This window comes from Pseudomonas sp. IT-P100, from assembly GCF_949767185.1.
Taxonomy (GTDB): domain Bacteria; phylum Pseudomonadota; class Gammaproteobacteria; order Pseudomonadales; family Pseudomonadaceae; genus Aquipseudomonas; species Aquipseudomonas fluorescens_B.
The window spans coordinates 62,815-85,297 of sequence record NZ_CATKQK010000033.1 but is presented as its reverse complement, the minus strand read 5'-3'; the positions used below and the strand labels follow the sequence as shown (position 1 = coordinate 85,297).

The 22,483-nt window shown below is 59.9% G+C and carries 19 protein-coding genes; 10 read left to right on the top strand and 9 right to left on the bottom strand.

Annotation, left to right across the window (positions count from 1 at the left end):
* Positions 1–1,494, bottom strand: coding sequence for an arginine-ornithine antiporter (gene arcD, locus ACM6IQ_RS20895; RefSeq protein WP_414879710.1), 1,494 nt, complete (start codon positions 1,492–1,494; stop codon positions 1–3).
* 275 nt (positions 1,495–1,769) lie between these two features.
* Between arcD and ACM6IQ_RS20890 the strand changes: the two genes are divergently transcribed.
* The gene (locus tag ACM6IQ_RS20890; protein ID WP_414879709.1) at positions 1,770–4,052 is read left to right on the top strand and encodes a heavy metal translocating P-type ATPase; all 2,283 of its coding nucleotides are present in this window, start codon (positions 1,770–1,772) and stop codon (positions 4,050–4,052) included.
* A gap of 63 nt (positions 4,053–4,115) precedes the next feature.
* Here ACM6IQ_RS20890 and ACM6IQ_RS20885 read toward each other — a convergent pair whose 3' ends face one another.
* Positions 4,116–5,045 (bottom strand): universal stress protein, encoded by a 930-nt coding sequence (locus ACM6IQ_RS20885; protein ID WP_414879708.1) that lies wholly within the window; start codon positions 5,043–5,045, stop codon positions 4,116–4,118.
* Between the two features lie 271 nt (positions 5,046–5,316).
* Between ACM6IQ_RS20885 and ACM6IQ_RS20880 the strand changes: the two genes are divergently transcribed.
* From ACM6IQ_RS20880 to ACM6IQ_RS20870, 3 genes are all read left to right on the top strand, one after another.
* Positions 5,317–6,390, top strand: coding sequence for an NAD(P)-dependent alcohol dehydrogenase (locus ACM6IQ_RS20880; protein WP_414879707.1), 1,074 nt, complete (start codon positions 5,317–5,319; stop codon positions 6,388–6,390).
* A gap of 49 nt (positions 6,391–6,439) precedes the next feature.
* Entirely contained in the window at positions 6,440–7,678 is a 1,239-nt protein-coding gene (locus ACM6IQ_RS20875) for an MgtC/SapB family protein (RefSeq protein WP_414879706.1), read from the top strand.
* A 102-nt stretch (positions 7,679–7,780) separates the two neighbouring features.
* On the top strand, positions 7,781–8,704 hold the full coding sequence (locus ACM6IQ_RS20870; RefSeq protein WP_017338566.1) for a universal stress protein: 924 nt from the start codon (positions 7,781–7,783) through the stop codon (positions 8,702–8,704).
* Between the two features lie 52 nt (positions 8,705–8,756).
* On the opposite strand, the gene ACM6IQ_RS20865 is transcribed toward ACM6IQ_RS20870, so the two are convergent.
* A complete protein-coding gene (locus ACM6IQ_RS20865; protein WP_031318866.1) occupies positions 8,757–9,320 on the bottom strand; it encodes a GNAT family N-acetyltransferase in 564 nt (187 codons plus the stop codon).
* Between the two features lie 226 nt (positions 9,321–9,546).
* On the opposite strand from ACM6IQ_RS20865, the gene ACM6IQ_RS20860 reads away from it, so the two are divergent.
* Positions 9,547–10,458, top strand: a complete 912-nt coding sequence (locus ACM6IQ_RS20860; RefSeq protein ID WP_414879705.1) for a universal stress protein — start codon at positions 9,547–9,549, stop codon at positions 10,456–10,458.
* On the opposite strand, the gene ACM6IQ_RS20855 is transcribed toward ACM6IQ_RS20860, so the two are convergent.
* Positions 10,448–11,431 (bottom strand): zinc-dependent alcohol dehydrogenase family protein, encoded by a 984-nt coding sequence (locus ACM6IQ_RS20855; RefSeq protein ID WP_414879704.1) that lies wholly within the window; start codon positions 11,429–11,431, stop codon positions 10,448–10,450. The genes ACM6IQ_RS20860 and ACM6IQ_RS20855 overlap by 11 nt on opposite strands.
* A gap of 24 nt (positions 11,432–11,455) precedes the next feature.
* Positions 11,456–12,199: a fumarate/nitrate reduction transcriptional regulator Fnr gene (gene fnr / locus ACM6IQ_RS20850; protein ID WP_017338570.1), complete on the bottom strand. Its 744-nt coding sequence runs from the start codon at positions 12,197–12,199 to the stop codon at positions 11,456–11,458.
* A 254-nt stretch (positions 12,200–12,453) separates the two neighbouring features.
* Between fnr and ACM6IQ_RS20845 the strand changes: the two genes are divergently transcribed.
* Together ACM6IQ_RS20845 and ACM6IQ_RS20840 are read left to right on the top strand one after the other, a co-directional pair.
* Positions 12,454–14,829 (top strand): phosphoketolase, encoded by a 2,376-nt coding sequence (locus ACM6IQ_RS20845; protein WP_414879703.1) that lies wholly within the window; start codon positions 12,454–12,456, stop codon positions 14,827–14,829.
* 56 nt (positions 14,830–14,885) lie between these two features.
* The gene (locus ACM6IQ_RS20840; protein ID WP_017338572.1) at positions 14,886–15,770 is read left to right on the top strand and encodes a universal stress protein; all 885 of its coding nucleotides are present in this window, start codon (positions 14,886–14,888) and stop codon (positions 15,768–15,770) included.
* Positions 15,771–15,799: 29 nt separating this feature from the next.
* Here ACM6IQ_RS20840 and ACM6IQ_RS20835 read toward each other — a convergent pair whose 3' ends face one another.
* The 3 genes from ACM6IQ_RS20835 to ACM6IQ_RS20825 form a co-directional block, all read right to left on the bottom strand.
* Positions 15,800–16,225, bottom strand: a complete 426-nt coding sequence (locus ACM6IQ_RS20835; RefSeq protein ID WP_017338573.1) for a potassium channel family protein — start codon at positions 16,223–16,225, stop codon at positions 15,800–15,802.
* Positions 16,226–16,291: 66 nt separating this feature from the next.
* On the bottom strand, positions 16,292–18,133 hold the full coding sequence (gene ftsH / locus ACM6IQ_RS20830; protein ID WP_017338574.1) for an ATP-dependent zinc metalloprotease FtsH: 1,842 nt from the start codon (positions 18,131–18,133) through the stop codon (positions 16,292–16,294).
* A gap of 57 nt (positions 18,134–18,190) precedes the next feature.
* Positions 18,191–18,838, bottom strand: a complete 648-nt coding sequence (locus ACM6IQ_RS20825) for a BON domain-containing protein (protein WP_017338575.1) — start codon at positions 18,836–18,838, stop codon at positions 18,191–18,193.
* A gap of 228 nt (positions 18,839–19,066) precedes the next feature.
* On the opposite strand from ACM6IQ_RS20825, the gene ACM6IQ_RS20820 reads away from it, so the two are divergent.
* From ACM6IQ_RS20820 to ACM6IQ_RS20810, 3 genes are all read left to right on the top strand, one after another.
* Positions 19,067–19,321 carry an Lpp/OprI family alanine-zipper lipoprotein gene (locus ACM6IQ_RS20820; RefSeq protein WP_017338576.1) on the top strand — a complete coding sequence of 85 codons (255 nt, stop codon included), beginning with the start codon at positions 19,067–19,069 and terminating at the stop codon, positions 19,319–19,321.
* Positions 19,322–19,355: 34 nt separating this feature from the next.
* Positions 19,356–20,291, top strand: a complete 936-nt coding sequence (locus ACM6IQ_RS20815) for a universal stress protein (RefSeq protein WP_414879702.1) — start codon at positions 19,356–19,358, stop codon at positions 20,289–20,291.
* A gap of 83 nt (positions 20,292–20,374) precedes the next feature.
* Entirely contained in the window at positions 20,375–21,736 is a 1,362-nt protein-coding gene (locus ACM6IQ_RS20810; RefSeq protein WP_414879701.1) for an MBL fold metallo-hydrolase RNA specificity domain-containing protein, read from the top strand.
* A 108-nt stretch (positions 21,737–21,844) separates the two neighbouring features.
* Here ACM6IQ_RS20810 and ACM6IQ_RS20805 read toward each other — a convergent pair whose 3' ends face one another.
* Entirely contained in the window at positions 21,845–22,396 is a 552-nt protein-coding gene (locus ACM6IQ_RS20805; RefSeq protein WP_017338579.1) for a cytochrome b, read from the bottom strand.
* Positions 22,397–22,483: the final 87 nt, after the last annotated feature.

Genomic DNA, 22,483 nt, shown 5'->3' with positions numbered 1-22,483 from the left:
CTACAAGGTCAGTGTCCCGGACCACAGCATCCAGCCGGCAAAGGCTGCAGCCGTCCAGATAATGATTAACAGCCCCGTCTCGGGACCGCTGAGCGGTTGTCCCTGGCGAGCCTTCATGGTGGCCAGGTAAATCAACGAACCGGGGGCGTAGAGCAAAGCGCTGAGCAACATGTATTTAGGCCCGGCGGCATACAGCAGCCACACGCAATACAGCGTCGCGACCAAGGCAATGGCCATGTCGCGCAGTTGCTGGCCTCGGTGGCCGGCGTAGGTCTCGCCCTGCCAGGTCAGTTTCAGCGCGTACAGACCGCTGAACAGGTACGGCAGCAAAATCATCGAGGTGGCCAGGGAAATCAGCGCGAGGTAACTGGCGCTCGAGTACAGCGTCAGCAACAGGAACAGTTGAATGCAGCCGTTGGTGATCCACAGCGCATTGGCTGGCACACCCTGGGTGTTTTCCACGGCGAGTGGCCCCGGCATGACCTTTTCCTTGGCCGGTGTGAACACCGATTCCGCTGCCAGCAATGTCCAGGCGAGCAGGGCGCCACCCACCGAAATGATCAAGCCGATGCTGATGAGCACCGCGCCCCACGGTCCGGCGACCGCCTGAAGCACGCCCGCCATCGAAGGGTTTTTCAAGGCGGCGAGTTCCGGTTGTTTGAGAATGCCCAGCGACAGCAGCGACACCGCAATCAGCAGCAACAGGGTGATGACAAAACCGATGACCGTGGCGCGACCGACATTGGCCCGTTCTGCGGCACGGGCGGAGAACACGTTGGCGCCTTCGATCCCGATGAACACCCAGACGGTCACCAGCATGGTGCTTTTGACTTGATCGAGGGTGCTGCCCAGTGCGGGCGAGCCCCAGAAATCGACGTTGAAGGTTTCACGCTGGAAAGCGGCGATCACCAGGCCGATAAACAGCAGCAACGGAACGATCTTGGCTACCGTGGTCAACGCGTTGGCCCGGGCCGCGGTGCGCATCCCTCTGAGGATCATCCAGTGCAACGACCACAGCACCACGGACGCGCCGGCAATCGCCGCTTTGTTGTTGCCTTCACCGAACAGCGGGAAGAAGTAACTCAGCGCCGCGAACAAAATCACCAGGTAGCTGACGTTGCCGATCCAGGCGCTGATCCAGTAGCCCCAGGCGGAGTTGAAGCCGAGGAACTCGCCGCCTAATGCGCGGGCGTAGGCGAATACACCGTTGTCCAGGGCAGGTTGGCGGTTGGACAGGGTTTGGTAGACCAAAGCGAGCGACAGCATGCCGACGCCCGTGATCAGCCAGCCAATCAGGATCGCCCCGGCCCCCGCACTGGCCGCCATGTTCTGCGGCAGGCTGAAAATGCCGCTGCCAATCATCGAACCGACCACCAGGGCAATCAGCAGGCTCAAAGACAGGCGCTTGGGTTCCACCTTTCGCAAACTGCCTGCAAGGGGTTGTGTGGCAGTCGGCGGAATGACCGGTTGGGTGCCTTGCAGATGCGTAGCCATGGGAGCCTCCACGAAACGAAAGTTTCTGCACACATCGAATGCGATGGTGCGAATGCTGACTCTAATTTCTACGTGTCCGTCCAAGGCGTGTTTGATTCAGATCAGTAAGACGGCATACGCCTGGTTTGTGCTGGTACAACCTGGACTTAGGGTGTGTCCGCCGCCGAAATTCAGGCGCCCCGGGGACACGAAAGACATTCGCGTCCTAAGCTCTACCTCGATGACAGATATTTTTACAGCGAGGCCTGCAAATCGCTTTCGAGGAACTCACTTCGATGCTCAGTAAGTGGCTGGACCCCGTTCTGTTGCTGCTCACCGCACTGACGCTGCTGGCCGGCGGCATTGCGTATGTTGCGCAAGAACCTGATTGGGCATCGAGGTGCTGGGCCGCAGGAAGCCTGGTGATGGCTGCGGTACTGCTCGTTGAAATCGCCCGGCGCCTGGCCCGGCGCGAGGCCGGTGTCGACCTGATCGCACTGCTATCGATCACTGCCGCCCTGGTCTTTGAGCAGACACTGGTGGCGGCGGTGATTGCCTTGATGCTGGCGACCGGACGGACCCTGGAGTTTTTCACCAGGCAACGCGCTGACCGTGAGCTGCGTGCGCTCATCGACCGGGCGCCACGCTTTGCCTGGCTGCAGGAGGAGGGCGGCTTGCGTGAGGTCCCCGTTGAGCAGGTCCAGCCGCATCAAACATTGCTGGTGCGGCTGGGGGAAGTGATACCGGTCGACGGTCGGCTGCTAAGTCCTGCGGCGATTCTGGACGAATCGGCGCTCAGTGGTGAGTCGCTGCCCGTCACCCGTCGAGAAGGTGAGCAACTGCCCAGCGGCGTTTCCAACGTCGGTGCGCCCATCCTGCTGATCGCCACCCGAACAGCCGCACAGAGTACCTACGCCGGTATCGTGCGGCTGGCCGAGGAGGCACGTCGTTCGCGCGCACCTTTCGTGCGACTGGCCGACCGCTATGCCTTGTTCTTCATCCCGCTGACATTGCTGATTGCCGGATTGGCCTGGCAATTGAGCGGCGATCCTTTGCGAGCGTTGGCGGTTCTGGTGGTGGCCACGCCTTGCCCTTTGATTCTGGCGGTGCCGATTGCCTTCATGTCAGGTATTTCGAGGGCGGCGCGGCGCGGGATCCTGATCAAGGACGGCGCGACCCTGGAAGCGCTGGCCGGGGTCAAGCAGGTGTTTCTCGACAAGACCGGCACGCTGACCAGCGGCCATGCCCGCCTGCAGTCGATAGAGGTCAACGGGTTGGGCGATCCGCAACGCCTGCTCGGCCTGGCCGCTTCGCTGGCGCAAGCCTCGACGCATCCTGTTTGCCAGGCAATTGTTGAAGCGGCGCATCAGCGTCAATTGTCGCTCAGTGTCCCGCAGGCGGTAGAAGAAAGCCCAGGCTCCGGGCTTTGTGGGCGCGTCGATGGCGTGCAGGTGCGTTTCGGCACGTTGCCTTTTGCTCACAAAGACGCCGCTGCAACCGACTGGGTCGCCGCGATGCTGCGCCACATGGATTACCTGGCATGCAGCGGAAGCTTCATCGACGTGGACGGGGAACTCGCGGGCCTGCTGGTTTTCTCGGACAAGGTTCGGCGCGAAACGCCGCAGACGCTGCGTCGACTGCGCAATAGAGGCATCGAAAAGATCGTCATGCTCACCGGGGATCGCCTGGAAACTGCGGAGATGATTGCGCTGTCTGCCGGGATTGACGAGTTACGTGCCGGGTTGACCCCTGAGGAAAAAGTGCGAGCTGTACAGCAAGGTTGCCTGCACACCAGCACACTGATGGTCGGCGATGGCATCAACGATGCTCCCGCGCTGGCGGCGGCCAACGTCGGCGTGGCCATGGGGGCGGGCGGTGCCACGGCTTCTGCGCAAGCCGCTGGCGTTGTGCTGTTGGTGGATCGCCTGGATCGCTTGGTCGAGGCGTTGGACATTGCCCGACGAACCCGCTACATCGCACGCCAAGGCGTGCTGGTCGGCATGGGGATGTCATTGCTGGCCATGGCAGCGGCAGCCCTCGGCTATCTGCCGCCGCTGATTGGCGCCGTGGTGCAGGAGGGCATTGACGTGGTGATCATCATTAACGCCTTGCGGGCATTGGGGCCGTCGTGGGAGCTGAGGAAACGAAAGCTTGCCGCAGAGCATATCGATCGCCTGCAAGATGAACACCAGCAACTCGCCGCCGTACTGAGCGATCTGCACCAACTGGCCAATGACTTTGCCCAGCGCCCACTTGCGCAAGCACAGACCGACCTGATGCAACTGGTCGACAAGTTGCAAACATCACTGGCGGAGCATGAACGCGAAGATGAAAACACACTGTACCCGCTGTTGACGCGAAGCATGCCGGGCGAGGATCCGATGTCGGCGATGAGCCACGCACACCGGGAGATTTTTCGCCTTATCCACTTACTGGCGCGCATGAGCAGCGACTTCAGTTCCGCCCCCGCAACGGCATCAGCTGATGAGATTCAGCATCAGCTGATTCGCCTGGATACCCTCGTGCGACTGCACTTTGATCAGGAGGAGGAACTGTTTCGTTATCTGGACTGGCGCTAGACAGGCGAGTCAGGCACAAAACACCCGACTCGTCCCCTGACGTTTCGAACGTCCAGATCGGGTTTATTCCTCAATCAATTCCTGTGGCGAAACCACCCAGACGCTACACGGCATCTTGTACAGCAGATGTTCCACTGTACTGCCGACCAACCTGTCCATGACACGACGCCCGGCCCGGCCCATGACAATCATGTCGATGTCATAAGCGGTTGCGTAGCTGCCAAGCACCTTGGCCGGGTTGCCCATGATCATGTGCTGGCGCTCCGGCGGGATGCCGTTGCGCTCCGACAGTTCGCGGAAGGCATCAGCCTGTGCATCGAACAGGGTTTTGGCTTTGCTGGAAGAGAAAAACGTCGAGCCATCGCGGAAACCGAATTCATCCGCACTGATGGATGAAAGATCATGGGCATAGATGACGTCGAGTTCTGCATGACAGGTGCTCGCCAGTTTTGCGGCATCTTGCAGAATCCTGTCATTGAAACCCTCGTACTGCCCATCGCGATGGAAAGGGTCGACGGCTGCGACGATCTTGTGCGGCAAGGCGTGGCGCATATTGCTGACAAAATGCAAAGGCACCGGGCATTCGCGCAGCAGATGAATATCCAGCGGAGTAAACATCAGGCGTGACAGGAGCGATTCGTGTTCCAGCCCCTTGATCAGCGCCGCCATGGGCTGTTCTTTGAGATGGATGAGGATTTCCTGCAAGGGTCTTTCCACCCAGACCACTTCAGTGGTGACGTGTACGCCGATTTTGCGCAACGGACGAGCCTGGTCTTCCAGCCATTGGCGATGGCGTTCAACGTAGCCCAGTCGCATCTGTTCCAGCGCTTGTTCATTGACCATTCCGGCGGTCGCCAGCCCTTCGAGATAGTCGAACGCCACGATGTGCAATGACGCGTCCGACGCTTTGGCCAGCGCGGCGGCCCGGTCGAAAGCGGGGCTGTTTTCCATCAAGGGCGAGGCGACCAACATGAAACGCGTTTGATCAGGCATGACCATTCTCCCGTGGATAATCGTGCAAGTGCTTGCCAATGCAGCGATGCAATTGGGAAGTGAAGCTTTGCGATGATCATGCGGCCGGTCGGGGAAGGGGGGATTGATCTTTGTCAAACGCGAGGGGCAATGACCCTGTCGCCCGACGTACGGTTATCCGCTGCGTTCAGAGACCAAATTGTTGACCATTGTCAACCTGTCGTCTGGCATCCCGGCGCAGTCTTGGCGGCGTGCTGAACGCTTGCGCACGCAGAACGAAAGAGGGATCACCATGGCGACCATGAAAGCGGCAGTTTTCGTTGAAAAAAACCGGATCGTGCTGCAGGACAAGCCCGTCCCCGAGGTCGGGCCGCTGGATGCACTGGTCCGTATCACCACCACGACCCTTTGCGGTACCGACGTGCACATCTTGCGCGGCGAATACCCGGTGGCCAAAGGGCTGACCGTGGGTCATGAGCCGGTGGGTGTCATCGAACGGCTGGGCTCCCAGGTGCGCGGCTTCGTCGAGGGGCAGCGAGTCATTGCCGGCGCCATCACGCCCAGCGGGCAGAGTTACGCGTGCCTGTGCGGCTGTGCCTCGCAGGATGGCCCTGACACCCGTCATGGCTTTCGCGCCACGGGTGGCTGGAAATTCGGCAACATCATTGATGGCTGCCAGGCCGAGTACGTGCTGGTGCCGGACGCAGTTGCCAATTTATGCCCGATTCCCGACGGCCTCAGCGATGAGCAGGTGCTGATGTGCCCGGACATCATGTCCACCGGTTTTTCCGGGGCGGAGCGCGGCGAGGTGAGCATCGGCGATACCGTTGCCGTTTTTGCCCTCGGGCCGATTGGCCTCTGCGCAGTGGCCGGCGCGCGTCTGAAGGGCGCGACGACCATCATTGGCGTCGATGCCGTGGCCGAGCGCATGAGCGTTGCGCGGCAGTTGGGCGCGACCCATGTGGTCAATTTCAAGGACGGCAACGTCGTCGAGCAAATCATGGCCCTGACCGATGGCCGTGGCGTCGATGTGTCCATTGAGGCGCTGGGCACCCAAGGGACGTTCGAGTCTGCACTGCGGGTGTTGCGTCCGGGTGGCCGGCTGTCGAGCCTCGGGGTTTATTCCACTGACCTGCGCATTCCCCTCGATGCCTTCGCAGCAGGACTGGGGGACTTGAGCATCGTCACCACCCTGTGTCCCGGCGGCAAAGAACGCATGCGTCGCTTGATGGCGGTGGTGAACAGCGGCGGTGTCGACCTGTCTCCCCTGGTGACTCACCGTTTCAAACTCGACGACATTGAAGCGGCTTATGAGTTGTTCGCTCACCAGCGGGACGGTGTGATGAAGGTGGCGATTACCCCGTGAGGAAGGTGATTCTGGCCGGGAAGGCAACGCCTGCGCAGATGACCACCCCATGAATGAAACCCTCGGCATGACGGGAGCAGCGGCGGCGCTGGGAATCGGCATGCTCGTCGGTCTTGAACGCGAGCGGCACAAAGGACAAGGAGAGAGCCGTGCCTGTGCCGGGTTGCGCACCTTCGCGATTACCGCGCTGTTGGGCTATGTGGCGATGCAGGTCGGCGGCGGTCTGCTGGTAGGCATCGTGGCGGTCACGCTGGGCTTGCTGGTCACCGTGGCGTACTGGCGCAGCCTGAGCGATGACCCGGGCGTGACCAGCGAAGTCGCATTGCTCACCGTGTTGGTCCTGGGGGCGCTGTGTAGCACCAGGCTCGAACTGGCCATTGCCATTGCCGTGGTGGTGACGGGGTTGTTGACGTATCGACAGAAACTGCACCACTTTGCCCGTAGCCAGTTGACTGATGCGGAGATGCGCGACGGTCTGGTCCTGCTGACTGCCGCTCTGGTGGTGCTGCCACTGGTGCCTGATCGCTTCATTGGCCCCTATGCCGCCATCAATCTGCGCACCATTTGCACCCTGACGGTGTTGCTCATGGTGGTGGGCGCGGTGGGGCATGTTGCTGTTCGTACGTTGGGTACCCGTTATGGCTATGCGATCAGCGCCATTGCCTCCGGATTTGCCTCGAGCACCGTGACCATCGCCGCTATGGGCCACATTGCCGCCAAGGAGCCGGACAACATCAAGGTCTTGAGCGCAGCGGCGATATTCTCCAACCTCGCGACCTTCATCCAGGTCGGCCTGATCCTGGGCACGGTCGACACCGATCTGTTACGTCATATCTGGGCCCCGTTAATGTGCGGTGCCGCCGCCACGGCGCTGTATGGCCTGTGCTTGATGTTTCCCCGGCCTGCGACCGGCGCGAGCCAACCGATCAAGGTCGGCGGTGCGTTTAATCTCAAGCTGGCCCTGCTCGTCACATTGGCCATGACCGGCATCACTTTCCTGTCGTCGGTGATGCTCAGCCTCTACGGCGAAGTGGGCGTGATGCTGACGGCGACCTTGACCGGCTTTGCCGATGCCCATTCATCGACAGCGTCGATTGCCACATTAGCCAAGTCGGGCCAGATGCCGTTCGACGCCATTGCCGTCCCGACGTTAATCGCCGTCAGCAGTAACTCCCTGAGCAAATGCCTGGTGGCGTGGGTCAGTGGCGGTCGACCGTTCGCCGCTTATCTCATCCCGGGGCAGGTATTGCTGACGCTGGCGATGTGGGCCGGAATCTTGCTGCTCTGAAGGTACATCTCGCGTTGGGCTGATAAAGATCAAGTTGACTGAATCGGGACCGCTCAATCTGTATGCCTACGCAATCCAGAAGGCCGTATGCCGAGGTGTCCAATGTCGCAGACTCAGCGTTTATTGTTAATAGCTCCCTCAGCCATGACCCGTACACCGGCGTTCGACCGGGCCGCGGCGTTGGCGCGGGCGATGCAAATGCCGTTGCACATCGTGGCATTTGACTACTCGCAGGCACTGGCGGTGGCTGGCCTGTTTGCGCCCGAACAAATGAACCGTGCACGTGACGGCTATCTGCAGACCCACCGGCAGTGGCTCACGGAACAGGCCGGGTTGATGAGCAGGCACGGTGTGGAAGTCACCAGCGAAGTGGTGTGGGTGCAGCACCCGTATGAGGAAATCATGCAATTCGTCAACGAGATGCCGTTGGCACTGATCATCAAGGATGCGCAGGAAGAGTCGGCGCTCAAGCGTGTGTTTTTCACGCCGCTGGATTGGCAACTGTTGCGCGATTGCCCGGTACCTGTGCATCTGGTGACCAACGCCCTCAATCCGCGCCCGCACAGCGTATTGGCCATCGTCGATGTGCTGCGCAGCGAAGACCAGGACCTGGTGTTCAACGACCAGATCATTGATGCCGCCACCAAACTGGCCGAGGTGTGTGATGCCCGCCTGGAGCTGTTGCACGCCTACGACTGGACCGCCGTGTATGCCCAGGACATTGGTTTTGGGGCGCTGCCATTGGCCGTCGGCATCTATGAAACCCTGGGCTCGGCGCAGCACGAAGCGTTTGCGGCTTTGGCCGAACGCCATGGCGTACCACCGGAATGTCGGCACTTCATCGAGGGAATCCCGGTGAACAGTATTTGTGAGTTCGCCGCCGACCATCACACCGATGTCATCGTGATGGGGACGGTGCAACACAAGGGACTTAACAAACTATTGGGAACCACGGCCGAGCAACTGTTACAGCGCGCGCCGTGCAGTGTGCTGGCGATCAAGCCGGGCCGGATGCTGCAGTCCTGAGAATGGATCGCCCCGCGATGAAACGTTGGCCGTAACATCGCGGGGCGAGGGTTTACAGGGAAAGACGATGAATGACTTGGCGGCTGTCATCGGGGTCATTGTGTGTTTCGAAGCCCAGGGCTTTGGCCAGGTCGCGCATCGGCGTATTGCTGGAGGCGTCCACTGAATACATCTGGCGAAAACCGTTCTGGCGCGCGGCTTTGATCAAATGCTCCATCAGGAGTGTACCCAGGCCCAGGTGCATCCATTCATCTGCGACCGTCACGGCGCATTCACATTCAAGTCCGCCGGTGGCGGCATACCGGCTGACGCCGATCTCGACCAGTTTGCCGTTGTCATGGACCAGGGCGATAAAGGCCAGGCGTTTGTCGTTGTCGGTATCCATCAACTGATCGAGCAAAGCGCCGGTGGGCTCGTTGATCTGCGCCAGAAAACGCATGTGGCGAGACTCGGGAGAGAGCCGTTTGATAAAGTCGTATTCGCGCTCGCGGTCTTTTTCCGCCAGCGGCCGGATCAATACGTGGCGGCCATCCTTGAGTTCTTCAATCCAGTACCTTCCGGTGACTGCAGCATAGGCAGCCGCCGCCCGGTCATTGTGGTCTTTGACGGTGAGCATGGGGTCGTCCTCCAACGGGTTTGAAAAGGGGCGCGCGGTGATGAACCGCACCGTTCGTTCCTTTCTACGCCGCTGTCGGCGCTTGAATCTGATCTGGATCAGAGACTCGTGATCAAGCGCATTCATTTGTACCTGGTTGACGTAAATCAACCTGGGGCAGGGGGCAGCGGGTGCAGTCTGGGATACCTGCCGGCCCTTGCGAGCCGGTGTCGAATCGAGGTGTGTGATGGGTCAATATCAACGATTGTTGCTGATCGCCGACCAAACCTTGCATCAATCCCCGGCGCTGTTACGTGCTGTCGCCCTGGCCAAGGAAAGCGGGGCGGCCTTGGCCGTGCGAGCCTTTGTCGAACCGGCGCCGGTGGTGCATTTGTGGGAAGAGAAAGTCGATGACGCGAGGTATCAGGGCTATTTGCGCCGCTATCGTCGCTGGGCGGCCGACGAGATGGACCGGCTCAATGACGCGGGGCTGGAGGTGACCGTCGAAGTGGTGTTCACCACCCATCCGCTGCTGGACATCCTCAAGACCGTCGAAGACCTCAAACCCGACTTGCTGATCAAGGACGTGACCCTTGAACCGCTGCTCAAGCGGGTGTTCATTACCCCGCTCGATTGCCACTTGCTGCGCGAATGCCCGGTTCCGGTTCATCTGGTCAACCAGGCACGGTACAGCTTGCCGCACCGCATCGTGGCGGCGGTAGATCCGTTCGATCCCTCAACCCAGATCAGCGGCCTCAATGACAGCATCATCCAGGCCGCCAACGCGTTAGCCCTGCAATGTGACGCGCCGCTGCACCTGCTTTACGCCTATGACTTGTCGTCAGCCTTCAATGGCGACACGCCGCTGGCGGGCGGTGGCTGGGGCGTGGACTATATCGAAGAGCTGCGCGAGTCGTTGCACCGGGCCTTTGTCACCCTGGCGGATCGCTACGGTGTGCCACCCGAGCGTCGGCATTTCGTCATGGGGTTGCCGGTGCCGGTGATCAGCGAATTCGTCGAGCAATTCCTGGTGGATGTGGTGGTGATGGGGACTGTGCACCGGGTGGGCATCGACCGAATGATCGGCAGTAACACCGAGCGGGCACTGTACTCGGTGCCAGGGAGCATTCTGGCCGTGGGGCAGGGCGTCAAGGCGTGAGGACGATGGCACCGTTGAACTGACCCGCCCTTAAACAGGCCAGGGCCTCGTTGGCGTCGTCGAGGGCGAACCGGGTGACGTCGCATTGCACGGGCGTGTGTTGCAGCTCCGCGAAAAACGCGGTGCCGTCTTCTCGCGTCAGGTTGGCCACCGAGCGGACGCAGCGCTCGCCCCACAGCAGCCGATAGGGAAACGCCGGAATGTCACTCATGTGAATACCGGCGCACACCACACAGCCACCCTTGGCCGTCACCGCCAGCGCCGCCGGTACCAGCGCGCCGACGGGGGCGAAAATCAGGCTGGCATCGAGCAGATGCGGCGGCGATTGATCCGAAGGACCGGCCCATGTGGCGCCCAGGGAGCGTGCATAGGTCTGGCTTGCCAGGTCGTCCGGTCGGGTGAAAGCGTACACCTGCTGGCCCCGGCCCTGCGCCACCTGAATGGCCAAATGAGCGGCAGCGCCGAAACCATAGAGCCCGAGGTGGCGTGCATCCTTGACCATTTGCAAGGCCCTGAAGCCGATCAGCCCGGCACACAGCAGCGGCGCCGCTTGCAGGTCCGACAGTGCCGGCGGAATGTGAAAACAGAAACGCGGGTCGGCTACGGTGTATTCCGCGTAGCCACCGTCCAGATGACAACCGGTGAACTGCGCGTGATCGCAAAGATTCTCCCGGCCCGAGCGGCAAAACCCGCATTCACCGCACGTCCAGCCCAGCCAGGGAACGCCCACTCGTTGGCCAATCCAGGCGGGGTCGACGTCAGCGCCTACCTCAGTGACTTCGCCGACGATTTCATGCCCCGGCACTCGCGGCAGCACCGCTTGTGGCAACTCGCCGTCCACCAGGTGCAGGTCGGTGCGGCATACGCCACAGGCCAGGACTTTGATTAATAGTTGGTGTGCGCCAGGTGTCGGGACAGGGCGCTCTTCCCGTTGCAGCGGCTGGCCGGGAACATGCAGAACCATGGCACGCATGACGATTCTCCCGACGTGCAGGTGTTAGCGAGGGGAGCGATGACAGCCTGCGACCAGCTGCTTGAGCCCTTCCATGTTCTGGATTTTGACGTCTCGGCCCGATATTTCTACCAGCCCCTGATCCCGCAGGTGCGCAATGCCCCGGCAGATGGTTTCCAGCCGCAGCCCCAGGTAGGAGCCGATTTCTTCGCGACGCATTTTCAGCACGAAGTCCCTGGAGGAATAGCCACGGATACTGAAACGTTGCGACAGGTTCAGCAGAAAAGCCGCCAGCCGCTCATCCGAGTTCATATTGCCCATCAGCATCAACATGCTGTGATCACGCACGATTTCACGGCTCAGGAGCCGGTTGAGGTTGTGCTGCAGCGACGGCAGGTTGTGGGCGAGCTTCTCCAGTTGCGCGAAGTGGATGGGGCAGACTTCGCTGTCCTCGAGGGCAAACGCATTGCAGGCGTGCTCATCGGCGCTGATGGCGTCCAGACCGAGCATCTCGCCGGGTATGTGAAACCCCGTGACCTGTTCACGACCATCGACGGATAACACGCTGGTCTTGAACGAGCCGATACGAACCGCGTAAAGCGAACGCAGTGGATCACCCGTGCGGTACAACGCGGCACCCTTTTTAACCTTGAAGCGCTGCACGATCAGCGTATCCAGCCGCTCGACTTCCGCGCCACTCAAGCCAATCGGCAGGCACAACTCCAATACGCTGCAGTTGGAACAGGCGGCCTTTAGGTAATGAACTTGAAGTGGACGAGTTTCAGGCATGAGGGGAGACGCCATCTAGGAGTTTTCTAAGCATAGATGGTGAGTCTTCGAGCGCGAACCTCATTGGGGTGATCGCCGAGGTAATCGACGAACGGGGAGGAATCCACGTCCTGCGTGCCAATGTTCAGAGCGTTCCCACGCCATTGAGCTTGATCGTCGGCGATGAGAATTGATGTAAATCAAGTCTTGAGCGTTTCAGGCACCCAGAATCCATGAATGGCGATGGGTAGGCCGGGCCGTTGGCGGAGGACTTCATGAGCGATTTTCTGAGTGACGAGCAACTGGAAGGGCTGGATGCCTATTGGCGGGCCTCCAATTATCTGGCGGTCGGGCAGATCTACCTCAAAGACAACCCTTTGCTGAAGCTGCCCCTGACCCTGGCACATGTCAAACCCCGGCTGCTGGGCCATTGGGGCACGACGCCGGGGCTGAACCTGATCTACACCCACCTCAATCGGCTGATCAAACAGTACGACCTGAACATGCTCTTCGTTGCCGGCCCCGGTCATGGTGGGCCGGCGGTTGTGGCACAGACTTATCTGGAAGGGACGTATACCGAGTTTTATCCTTCGGTGGAGTGCAATGCCAACGGTCTGGTTCGCTTGTTTCGGCAGTTTTCATGGCCTTACGGAATATCCAGCCATGTCTCGGCGCAGATTCCGGGGTCGATCCATGAAGGCGGCGAACTGGGCTATAGCCTGGCCCATGCCTATGGTGCCGCGTTTGATAACCCTGACTTGATCGTCGCTTGTGTGATTGGTGATGGTGAGGCCGAAACCGGTACGCTGGCGGCCAGTTGGCACTCCAACAAGTTCCTCAACCCCGCGCGTGACGGGGCGGTGTTGCCGATCCTGCACCTCAACGGCTACAAAATTGCCAATCCCACGGTGCTGGCCAGAATCAGTGAGGATGAGCTGTCGGCCTTGATGTATGGCTATGGCTACGATCCGTATTTCGTTGAAGGCGATGATCCGGCGCACGTGCATCAGGCCCTGGCCCGGACGCTGGATACGATCGTGCTGAAAATCCGCGAGATTCAGCGCGAAGCGCGTCAGCCTCGGCAGTCCGCAGCGCCGGAACGGCCGCTGTGGCCCATGCTGGTGTTGCGCACGCCCAAAGGCTGGACCGGCCCGAAATTCGTCGATGGTCACCGCGTTGAAGGCACCTGGCGCGCGCATCAGGTGCCCTTGGCCGATTTTCAGCAGGCGATTCATCTGCGCCAACTGGAGGAGTGGCTCAACAGTTATCGTCCCGATGAGCTGTTTGATGCCAATGGTGCCTTGCTGCCCGAAATCGCTGCACTGGCACCGACCGGGCACCGGCGCATGAGTGCCAATCCCCATGCCAACGGTGGCGAGCTGTTGCGGGCGCTGGACCTGCCCCCGTTCATCGACTATGCGGTGAAACTCGAGGTTCCTGGCAGCCTGCGCGCAGAGGCCACGCGGGTGCTGGGCACGTTTTTGCGCGATGTAATGAAAAACAGTCTGCTATCGAAAAACTTCCGTCTGTTCGGCCCCGATGAAACGGCGTCGAATCGACTGGATGCGGTCTACGAGGTCAGCGCCAAAGCATGGATGGAGCCGCTGGAGCCAGACGATGTGAACCTGGCGGCCGACGGTCGGGTCATGGAAATCCTCAGTGAACAGGTGTGCGAAGGCTGGCTGGAAGGCTATTTGCTGACCGGACGCCATGGTTTGCTGTCCTGTTATGAGGCGTTCATCCATATCGTCGACTCCATGGTCAATCAACACGCCAAATGGCTGAAAACAGCTGCCGAGGTACCGTGGCGTAAACCCGTTGCTTCGCTCAATTACTTGCTGACATCCCACGTCTGGCGCCAGGACCACAACGGTTTCTCCCACCAGGACCCGGGGTTCATCGACTTGGTGGCCAACAAAAAGTCGGACGTGGTGCGGATCTATCTACCCCCCGATGCCAATTGCCTGCTGTCGGTGGCTGACCACTGCCTGAGAAGCCGCGATTACATCAACGTCATCGTCGCCGGCAAGCAACCGGAATGGCAGTGGCTGGATATCGATGCAGCCATCCGGCATTGCCAGGCGGGTATCGGTCGATGGGACTGGGCGTGTTGCGAGGAGGGTGATCCGGATGTGGTGATGGCCTGCGCCGGTGACGTGCCAACCCTGGAAACCCTGGCGGCGGTGACTTTGTTACGCGAGTACGTACCGGATGTGCGGGTGAGGGTGATCAACGTCGTGGATTTGATGGTATTGCAGCCGTCGTATCAGCACCCCCACGGTTTATCGGACAGCGCGTTCGATGAGTTGTTTACAGTGGACAAACCGGTGATTTTTGCCTTTCACGGCTACCCGGCGCTCATCCACCGGCTGCTGTACAAGCGCACCAGCCATGAGAATTTCCACGTGCGCGGTTTCAAGGAGGAAGGCGCGACCACGACACCGTTCGACATGGCGGTGATCAACAATCTGGATCGTTATCGGTTGGCGCTGGACGTAATCGAGCGGGTGCCCCGGCTGCACGATCACGTGCAAATCGCGCAATCGCGCTACTGGTCCACCATGGAAAAACACAAGCTCTATCTCATCGAGCACGGGCTGGACATGCCCGAGGTGCTGAACTGGCAATGGACGCCCATGGCAGGTCACTGAATCCGGCGCCCCAGGCAGCCGCTGCAACCGAACACTCACCTGAGTAGAGGTAGATCATGAGCCAGTATCAAAAGTTATTACTCATCATCAACCCGGCCTTGCGCCAGTCCCCCGCGATCAATCATGCGGCTGCGCTGGCCAAGGCCAGCGGCGCAAGTTTGCATATCGCGGCGCTCCTGAAATCGCTGGATCGCCTGTCGTTTCTTGAACAGGGAAATCGGGAACAGGCGCGGGAGAGCTACCTGCAGGAACACCGCGACTGGCTCAAGGCTCAGGCAAGCAATCTGCGTGGCCGTGGGCTCGAAGTCACCACCGAAGTGGCCTGGGCCGATGACATGGAGCAGGACATCCTCGCTCATGTCATGGAAATGCAGCCCGACCTGCTGATCAAGGAAGTCCAGCATGAATCAGTGCTTAAACGTGCCTTTTTCACCCCGCTTGACTGGTACCTGCTGCGGCACTGCCCGATACCGGTATATCTCGTGGGCGGCAGTGGCTTCGGCTTGCCGCGCAAGATTGTGGCGGCGGTCGAAGTGTCGGAGACCGAGTCTCCCGACAACGAACTCAACGAGCGGATTATTCAGCAAGCGACGGGTCTGGCCATGCAGTGTGGAGCTGAATTGCATTTGCTGTACGCCTGCGATATCTCGGCCGGTTTTCTGGCGGACATGGACGGCCTGACCTTGGCTGACCTCACCAAGGCCTTACGCAAAGACCTGGAAAAAAACTTCCTCAAGCTGGCGAGCCGGTATGGCGTATCCGCCGATCATCGACATTTCATTATGGGACACCCCGTTTCGGCCCTGAGCGAGTTCGCCAATGAGCAGAATGTCGATGTCATCGTGATGGGAAAAGTCCAGTCACGCGGAGTGAACAAGCTGTTGGGCAGTACGACCGAACACATTCTGTATCAGGTGCCTTGCTGCATTCTGGCGGTATAGCGGGCTGCGAGCAGTGGTAAAGGAAGGGCTCATTTACGCTTCCAGTATTTCTGCATTTCCAGAAACAGAAAGGACGCGGTCCAGGTAATGAGTACCAGGCCGGTCAGTGCCTGCAGGCCGGTCAGGTACTTGAGATTGCCCACCGGTGAAATGTCGCCGAAGCCGATGGTCGTGTAGGTGGTAAAGGAAAAGTACACACAGTCCATCAGCGAGCCATCGAAATTACCGGTCAGGCTGCCCCAATCGCCGGAGCGCACCATCAGGTAATAGACCAGTGCGAAGCACCAGACTTCAAGCGCATGGGCTACCAGCGCTCCGAATACCCCGACGACAATCCTGAAACGGCTCCACAGCTTGAGCCGCGGCAGCCAATCGTTCAGGCGCAGCAGGCATTCGTAGTGGATTACCACGACGACGATGACCACCAGTGTATTGATCAACGTGACGGCCAGCATGGTGAACCTCCGGCGATAGCGGATGCATGGCGGTCCGCAATAAGCGGTGTCGACAAGACCGGGGCCTCAGGGTGATGTCACGTTCAGGCGGGCGAGTTGCGGAGCGGGTTTGACCGGCATCAGCGCTGGAAACTCTTCGGGCGTCAGTGTCTCCTTTTCCAGCAGCAGATGCGCGCCGGCGTCCAGATCGGCTCGACGACTGTTGAGCAAGGCTTTGGCCCGCCCATAGGCTTCATCCAGCAGGGCACGAATGCCCAGGTCGATTTCCCTGGCCGTTTGTTCCGAATAGTCTTTCTCGCCAACACCTCGCAACTGTTCACCCAGGTAGGTCGCGTTTTGTCGCTCCAGTACCGATTGGCCGAGCTCGCTACTCATGCCAAAGCGTGTGATCAATTGTCGGGCGATATCCGTGGCGCGGGCCAGGTCATCGGCGGCCCCGGTGGAAATTTGGCCATAGGCGAGGTATTCGGCAGCGCGCCCGGCCATCAGCACGACAATCCGGTCCTTGAGCATCTGGCAACTGATGAGGAAGTGATCTTCGGTCGGTCGCTGCAGCGTATAGCCCAGCGAGCCAATGGCGCGGGGCACAATCGAGACTTTATGGACGGGGTCCATGGCAGGCAGGCTGCTGGCGGCCAGGGCATGCCCCATCTCGTGATAGGCCACCACCTGACGCTCGTCAGGGCGCAGCAGGCTGCTCTTGCGTTCAACCCCCGCAACGATGCGCTCCACGGCGGCCGTGAAATCGTTGAGGCTGACGGCTTCGGCACCACGACGAGTGGCCACGATGGCGGCTTCGTTGACCAGGTTGGCCAGGTCTGCACCGGTGAAACCGGTGGTGATGTCGGCGATACGCTCGCCATCGAGGTCGGGCTCGATTTTGATTTTCTGGAGATGGACCTTGAGGATCGCCTGCCGGCCTTTGCGGTCGGGACGATCGACCAGGATCTGCCGGTCGATTCGCCCGGCTCTCAGTAGCGCCGGGTCGAGCACCTCCGGACGGTTGGTTGCGGCCAGCAATACCACGCCTTCACGGGGATCGAATCCGTCCAGTTCTGCCAATAACTGGTTGAGGGTCTGTTCTTTTTCATCATTGCCGCCAAACGCGCCGACGCCGCGCATTTTGCCCAGTGCATCCAGTTCATCGATGAAGATGATGCAGGGCGCCGCCTGCCGCGCTTGCTCGAACAAATCGTGCACGCGGGCGGCACCGACCCCGACGAACATTTCGACAAATTCCGACCCCGAGATCGAGAAAAACGGCACACCGGCTTCACCGGCGATGGCCTTGGCTACCAGGGTCTTGCCTGTGCCCGGCGGGCCGACCAGCAATGTTCCCTTGGGAATGTGCGCGCCCAGACGCCCGTATTTGGCTTTGTCCTTGAGGAACGAAACGATTTCCACCAGTTCGGCTTTGGCTTCATCGATGCCCGCCACATCGGCAAAGGTCACCCCGGTATCGCGCTGGACGAATACCTTGGCCCGGGATTTACCGATACTCATCAGCCCACCGATGCCTTGTTTTTCCGCCATGCTGCGAAACAGGAAATGCCAGATCACCATGATCAGGACAAAGGGCAGCAACCAGCCCAGCAGACCGCTCAGGAAGGTGTTTTCATTGACCCCGGTAAACCCGACTCCTGAGTGAGCAAGGTCGGTTGCCAATGCCGGATCCACGCGCACCGTCGTAAACAGGTTGTGCCCGTCGATGGGATCCTGCAGTTTGCCGCTGATCTGATCCTTCTCGATCCGCAAATCGCTGACTTTTTGCTCGTTCAGCAGTTGCAGGAATTGACTGTATGGAATGCTCTGCACAATACGACGTTCGACAAACAGAAATTGCACGAGGGTGAGCACGACAAACGCAATCGCGAAGTAAGACAAGTTCCATTGGTGGTTCTTTTTCATGGCCTTCGCTCAGAAAGGAGGCAAACGGGCAGATCGCAGGTTCCCTGGGTGATCGGCTCAGGCAAGACGCAAATGATCGTTCACCTCCCTCACGCCTGGCACGGACCAGGCCGCCCGTTCGGCTATTCGACGCTGGCGCCACAAATGAACGTTGCCTTCCAGACTCACAACATCCCCATCGACCTTGACGTGAATCTCCTTGGCGTCGACTTCGGCGTTGCGCTTGAGCGCTTCTTCAATGCGGTGCTGGATATCGACCACATCCACCCGGGGGACGAGGGTGAGACGATTGTCCACGCCAACCACGCCGGACAACTTGCGCACGGCTCGCTCGACGATTTCTTTCTGGTACTGCCAGTCCACTTCACCCTCAAGGGTGATCCAGCCATTCTGCACGATGACTTTAATGTCACCGTCGGGTAGGTCGGCACTCCAGCTGATGATGTTCAAGGCGCGGTTCGCGATGGTGTCGTCCGCTGTACCGGCGCCTTTGTCCAGCCTGACCTGGATTTCTTCGGCAACAGCGCGTACCCCTTTGATGCCTTTTACCGCACGTTCTGCACTGACTTTCTGAGCATAGCTGTTGACGTGACCGGAGAGCGTGACGATGCCATTGTCCACGGCAACGCCAATGCTCGCGGCGTCGATTTCCGGCTTGAATTCAAGTTCTTCCAAAATGGTTTTACGCAGGCTCAGGTCGTTCATGACGGTGTCCTCTGTTGATGAGGTTTGACGGGGCGCACGTGCCCGGTTGGTTTTTTTTACGCCTGAGCGGTGCAAAGACATTGAGCTAAATCAACAAGGCTTCAGTGAGTGCCTCACTCATCGCCAGCGAGCCATTAGTTGACAAAAATCAGAGTGCGCAGGCGATGGCGTCTGATACTTGGGGCAGTTCTCTGAAGGTTTCCAGTCGCGATAAACCGAGGCAAAGTCATGAACAAGCGCGTGTCTTTTGTATTGCTGAGCATTCTGTTGGCAACGGCGGCCGGTTGTAGTAGTCAGCACACCCAGGAAATCGACGCACGATTGGAGTCCGCGGAAAATAACGCCGCGACTGCACGGCTGCGGGCCGATGAGGCGTACCTGAAGGCACAGTTGGCTATCGAGATAGCCAGTCAGGCGCAACGCACGGCCGATGAGGCGAATGTGCGTGCCAGCCGGATGGCCGGCAAGGTGCCACGCCAGTGAGTAGCGATGACACGAAGCGCCGACGAGGTATGTGATGTTGAAGCTCAAACGTATCCTGTTGATTGCCCCCGCCGAAATGACCCGCACGCCGGCGTTTGAGCGGGCGCAGGCACTGGCCTGTGCAACCGGTGCGTTGTTGCACATCGTTGCGTTCGACTATGTCCAGGCGCTGGCGGTAGCCGGGCTGTTTGACCATGATGCGATGGCCCAGGCACGGGAGGGCTATTTGCAGGTGCATCGACACTGGCTGGAGCAGCAAGCCAGGTTTCAACGGTGCGGGGGGTTGCAGGTGACCACGGAGGTGGTCTGGGCGAAATCGAGCCCGGCGCACCTGCTTGAGTACGTAAATGACTTCCATGCGGACCTGGTGATCAAGGACACCCATTATGTGCCAGCACTCGACCGGGCTTTTCACCAACCCCTCGACTGGCGGTTGCTGCGTGATTGTCCGGCTCACTTGCATCTGGTGACTGAGGCCAGGAATCCCAAACCGCTCAAAATACTTTGCACAGTCGATCTGTCTCATCTGGAGGATATGACTCAAGGGCTGAACGACCGGGTGCTCGATCTGGGCTCGACGCTGGCAGCATCCTGCGGTGCCGCCTTGTCCCTGCTGAGCGTTAACAGTTGGTCCGTGGTGGGCGATTCAGCGGTAAGCGTGCCGACCGTGACGCTGGCTCACAGTTTGAGAGACGCGGTCAACGATGCGCAGCAGGAGGCTTTTGAAGCGCTTGCCGATCGTTACGGTATTCAAGCAACACACCGACATCTCCTGACGGGTATCCCGCACACAGTCATTACACAGTTCGCCCGGCAGAATGCCTTTGACATGGTGGTGCTTGGCGCGGTCTATCAACACGGCATCGACAGGTTCGTCGGCAGTACCGCCGAGAGCGTGCTGAACCGGGCGCCCTGCAGTTTGACCATCGTCAAACCCTTGCCCAGGCTCGACGGATTCAGCGACCGGTAACGCTCGCCGTTGATAAAAATCAACTGCACCTGACCCCTGAAGAGCGATCAATGGTGCTCCCCTGAATGTTCATGGAGACGGCCATGCGAATGACATTTCTCGGTGCGGCAGGCACGGTCACCGGCAGCAAATACCTGCTGGAACATCGCGACCAACATGTACTGATCGATTGCGGCCTGTTCCAGGGCTATAAACAGCTTCGGTTGCATAACTGGGACCCATTCCAGCTCCCGGTTGGCGACCTCGGCGCCATCGTGCTGACCCATGCCCACCTGGATCACAGCGGCTACCTGCCTGTATTGGTGCGCAATGGTTATCGCGGGCCGGTGTATGCCACACCCGCCACCTGTGAACTGGTGAGAATCCTGCTATTGGACAGTGGCCGCCTGCAGGAAGAGGCCGCCGAGTTCGCCAACCGGCATGGTTTCTCCCGGCACAACCCGGCATTGCCGCTGTATACCGAGCAAGATGCCGAGCGGGCACTGAAACTGTTACACCCCGTGGAGTTACATCACCGGGTCAACATTGTCCCGGGCATGAGCATTCAGTTTCGTTGTGCCGGGCATATATTGGGCGCGGCAACGGTGGAGGTGATCGCCGACGGCATCACGCTGGTGTGCTCAGGCGATCTGGGGCGGCCAGATGATCCATTGATGTTCGCGCCTGAAACGGTCGAGCAGGCTGATTACTTGCTGGTGGAGTCGACCTACGGCGATCGCAAGCATCCGGTCGAGCCGCCGGAGGCGCAATTGGCCGAAGTCATCACCCGCACCGCGCTGCGCCATGGCATCACCTTGGTACCATCGTTCGCCGTGGGCCGCGCCCAGTTGCTGATGTACCACCTGTATCGGCTGAAACAGCGACACGCGATTCCCGATGTGCCGATCTATCTCAACAGCCCGATGGCCACGGACGTCACCAGTTTGTACCAGCGTTTTCGCAGCGAGCACCGGTTATCCCTCGAGGAATGCGAAGGCATGTGTCATATCGCCAAGTTCGTGCGCAGCACCAAGGACTCGATCGAGCTGGATCGCCAGCGCACGCCGGCGGTGATTATCGCTGCCAGTGGCATGGCCACGGGGGGACGGGTGATCCACCACCTCAAGGCGCTGGCCCCCAACCCGATCAACACGCTGCTGATGCCGGGTTTCCAGGCCGGCGGTACCCGTGGCGCGCAAATTGTCGCGGGCGCTCCTTCGGTGCGCATCCATGGCAAGGATGTGCCGATCAGGGCCGAGGTGGTGCCGATACAAACCCTGTCCGCGCATGCTGACGCCGATGAAATCATGCAGTGGCTGCGCGGGTTCAAGCGGCCGCCCAGACACACCTATGTCGTGCACGGAGAACCCAATGCCTCGGATGTACTGCGCCGACGTATCAGCCTTGAACTGGGGTGGTCGGTTTCGGTGCCGGAATATCGCGACAGTGTTGAACTGGCTCCCTGAGCCGGCTCGGGTAAAGGGTGTGACGAAAATAGAAAAACCCCGGCCGCTTTCACGGCCGGGGTGTTGTAAAACGATGCCTTGCGAAGGTCAATTGACCAGGCATTGGCGCTAGGGCAGGAAGCGTTTGGGCAGCATGCGTGTAAGGGTGTTGTCACGCACCCAGTAGTGATGGAAAACGCCTGCGCAAGCATGCAAGCCAATCAGCCAGTACCCGGCGGTACCTACCCACTCATGCCAGTGTTTCAACTGCTTCGCCATATCGGGGTCGACTGCGATGGGCGAGGGCAGTGTGAAATCAAAATACGGTATCGGTTTTCCGGCAGCACTGAGCATTAGCCAGCCGAGCAGGGGTGTCGCGATCATCAGTGCATAAAGCGCAAGATGGGTCAGGTGCGCCATCGCGGTCTGCCAGGCCGGAGGGCGGGGCGAGATGGGCGGGCGTTTTTGCAAACGAGCGAGTAACCGGACCCATACCAAGGAGAAGATTGCCAGTCCAAACAATGCATGGGTGCCCAGCAATGGGCTCCTCAATGGATGCTGGCGGGGGAGCAAGCCTTTGAGCTCGATACAGGCATAGACGCCGACAAACAGCCCGAGCATCAGCCAGTGCAAGGTGATTGAAAGTGCTGCATACCGCTGTGGTTCTGAGTGTCTTGTCATATAGGGCCTCTTGCGGGATTGTCCTGGCTGCCGAGTCATTCACGCAGCCAGCAACGGGTTTGGCTGCTGAATCGAGTGGCGAGAACT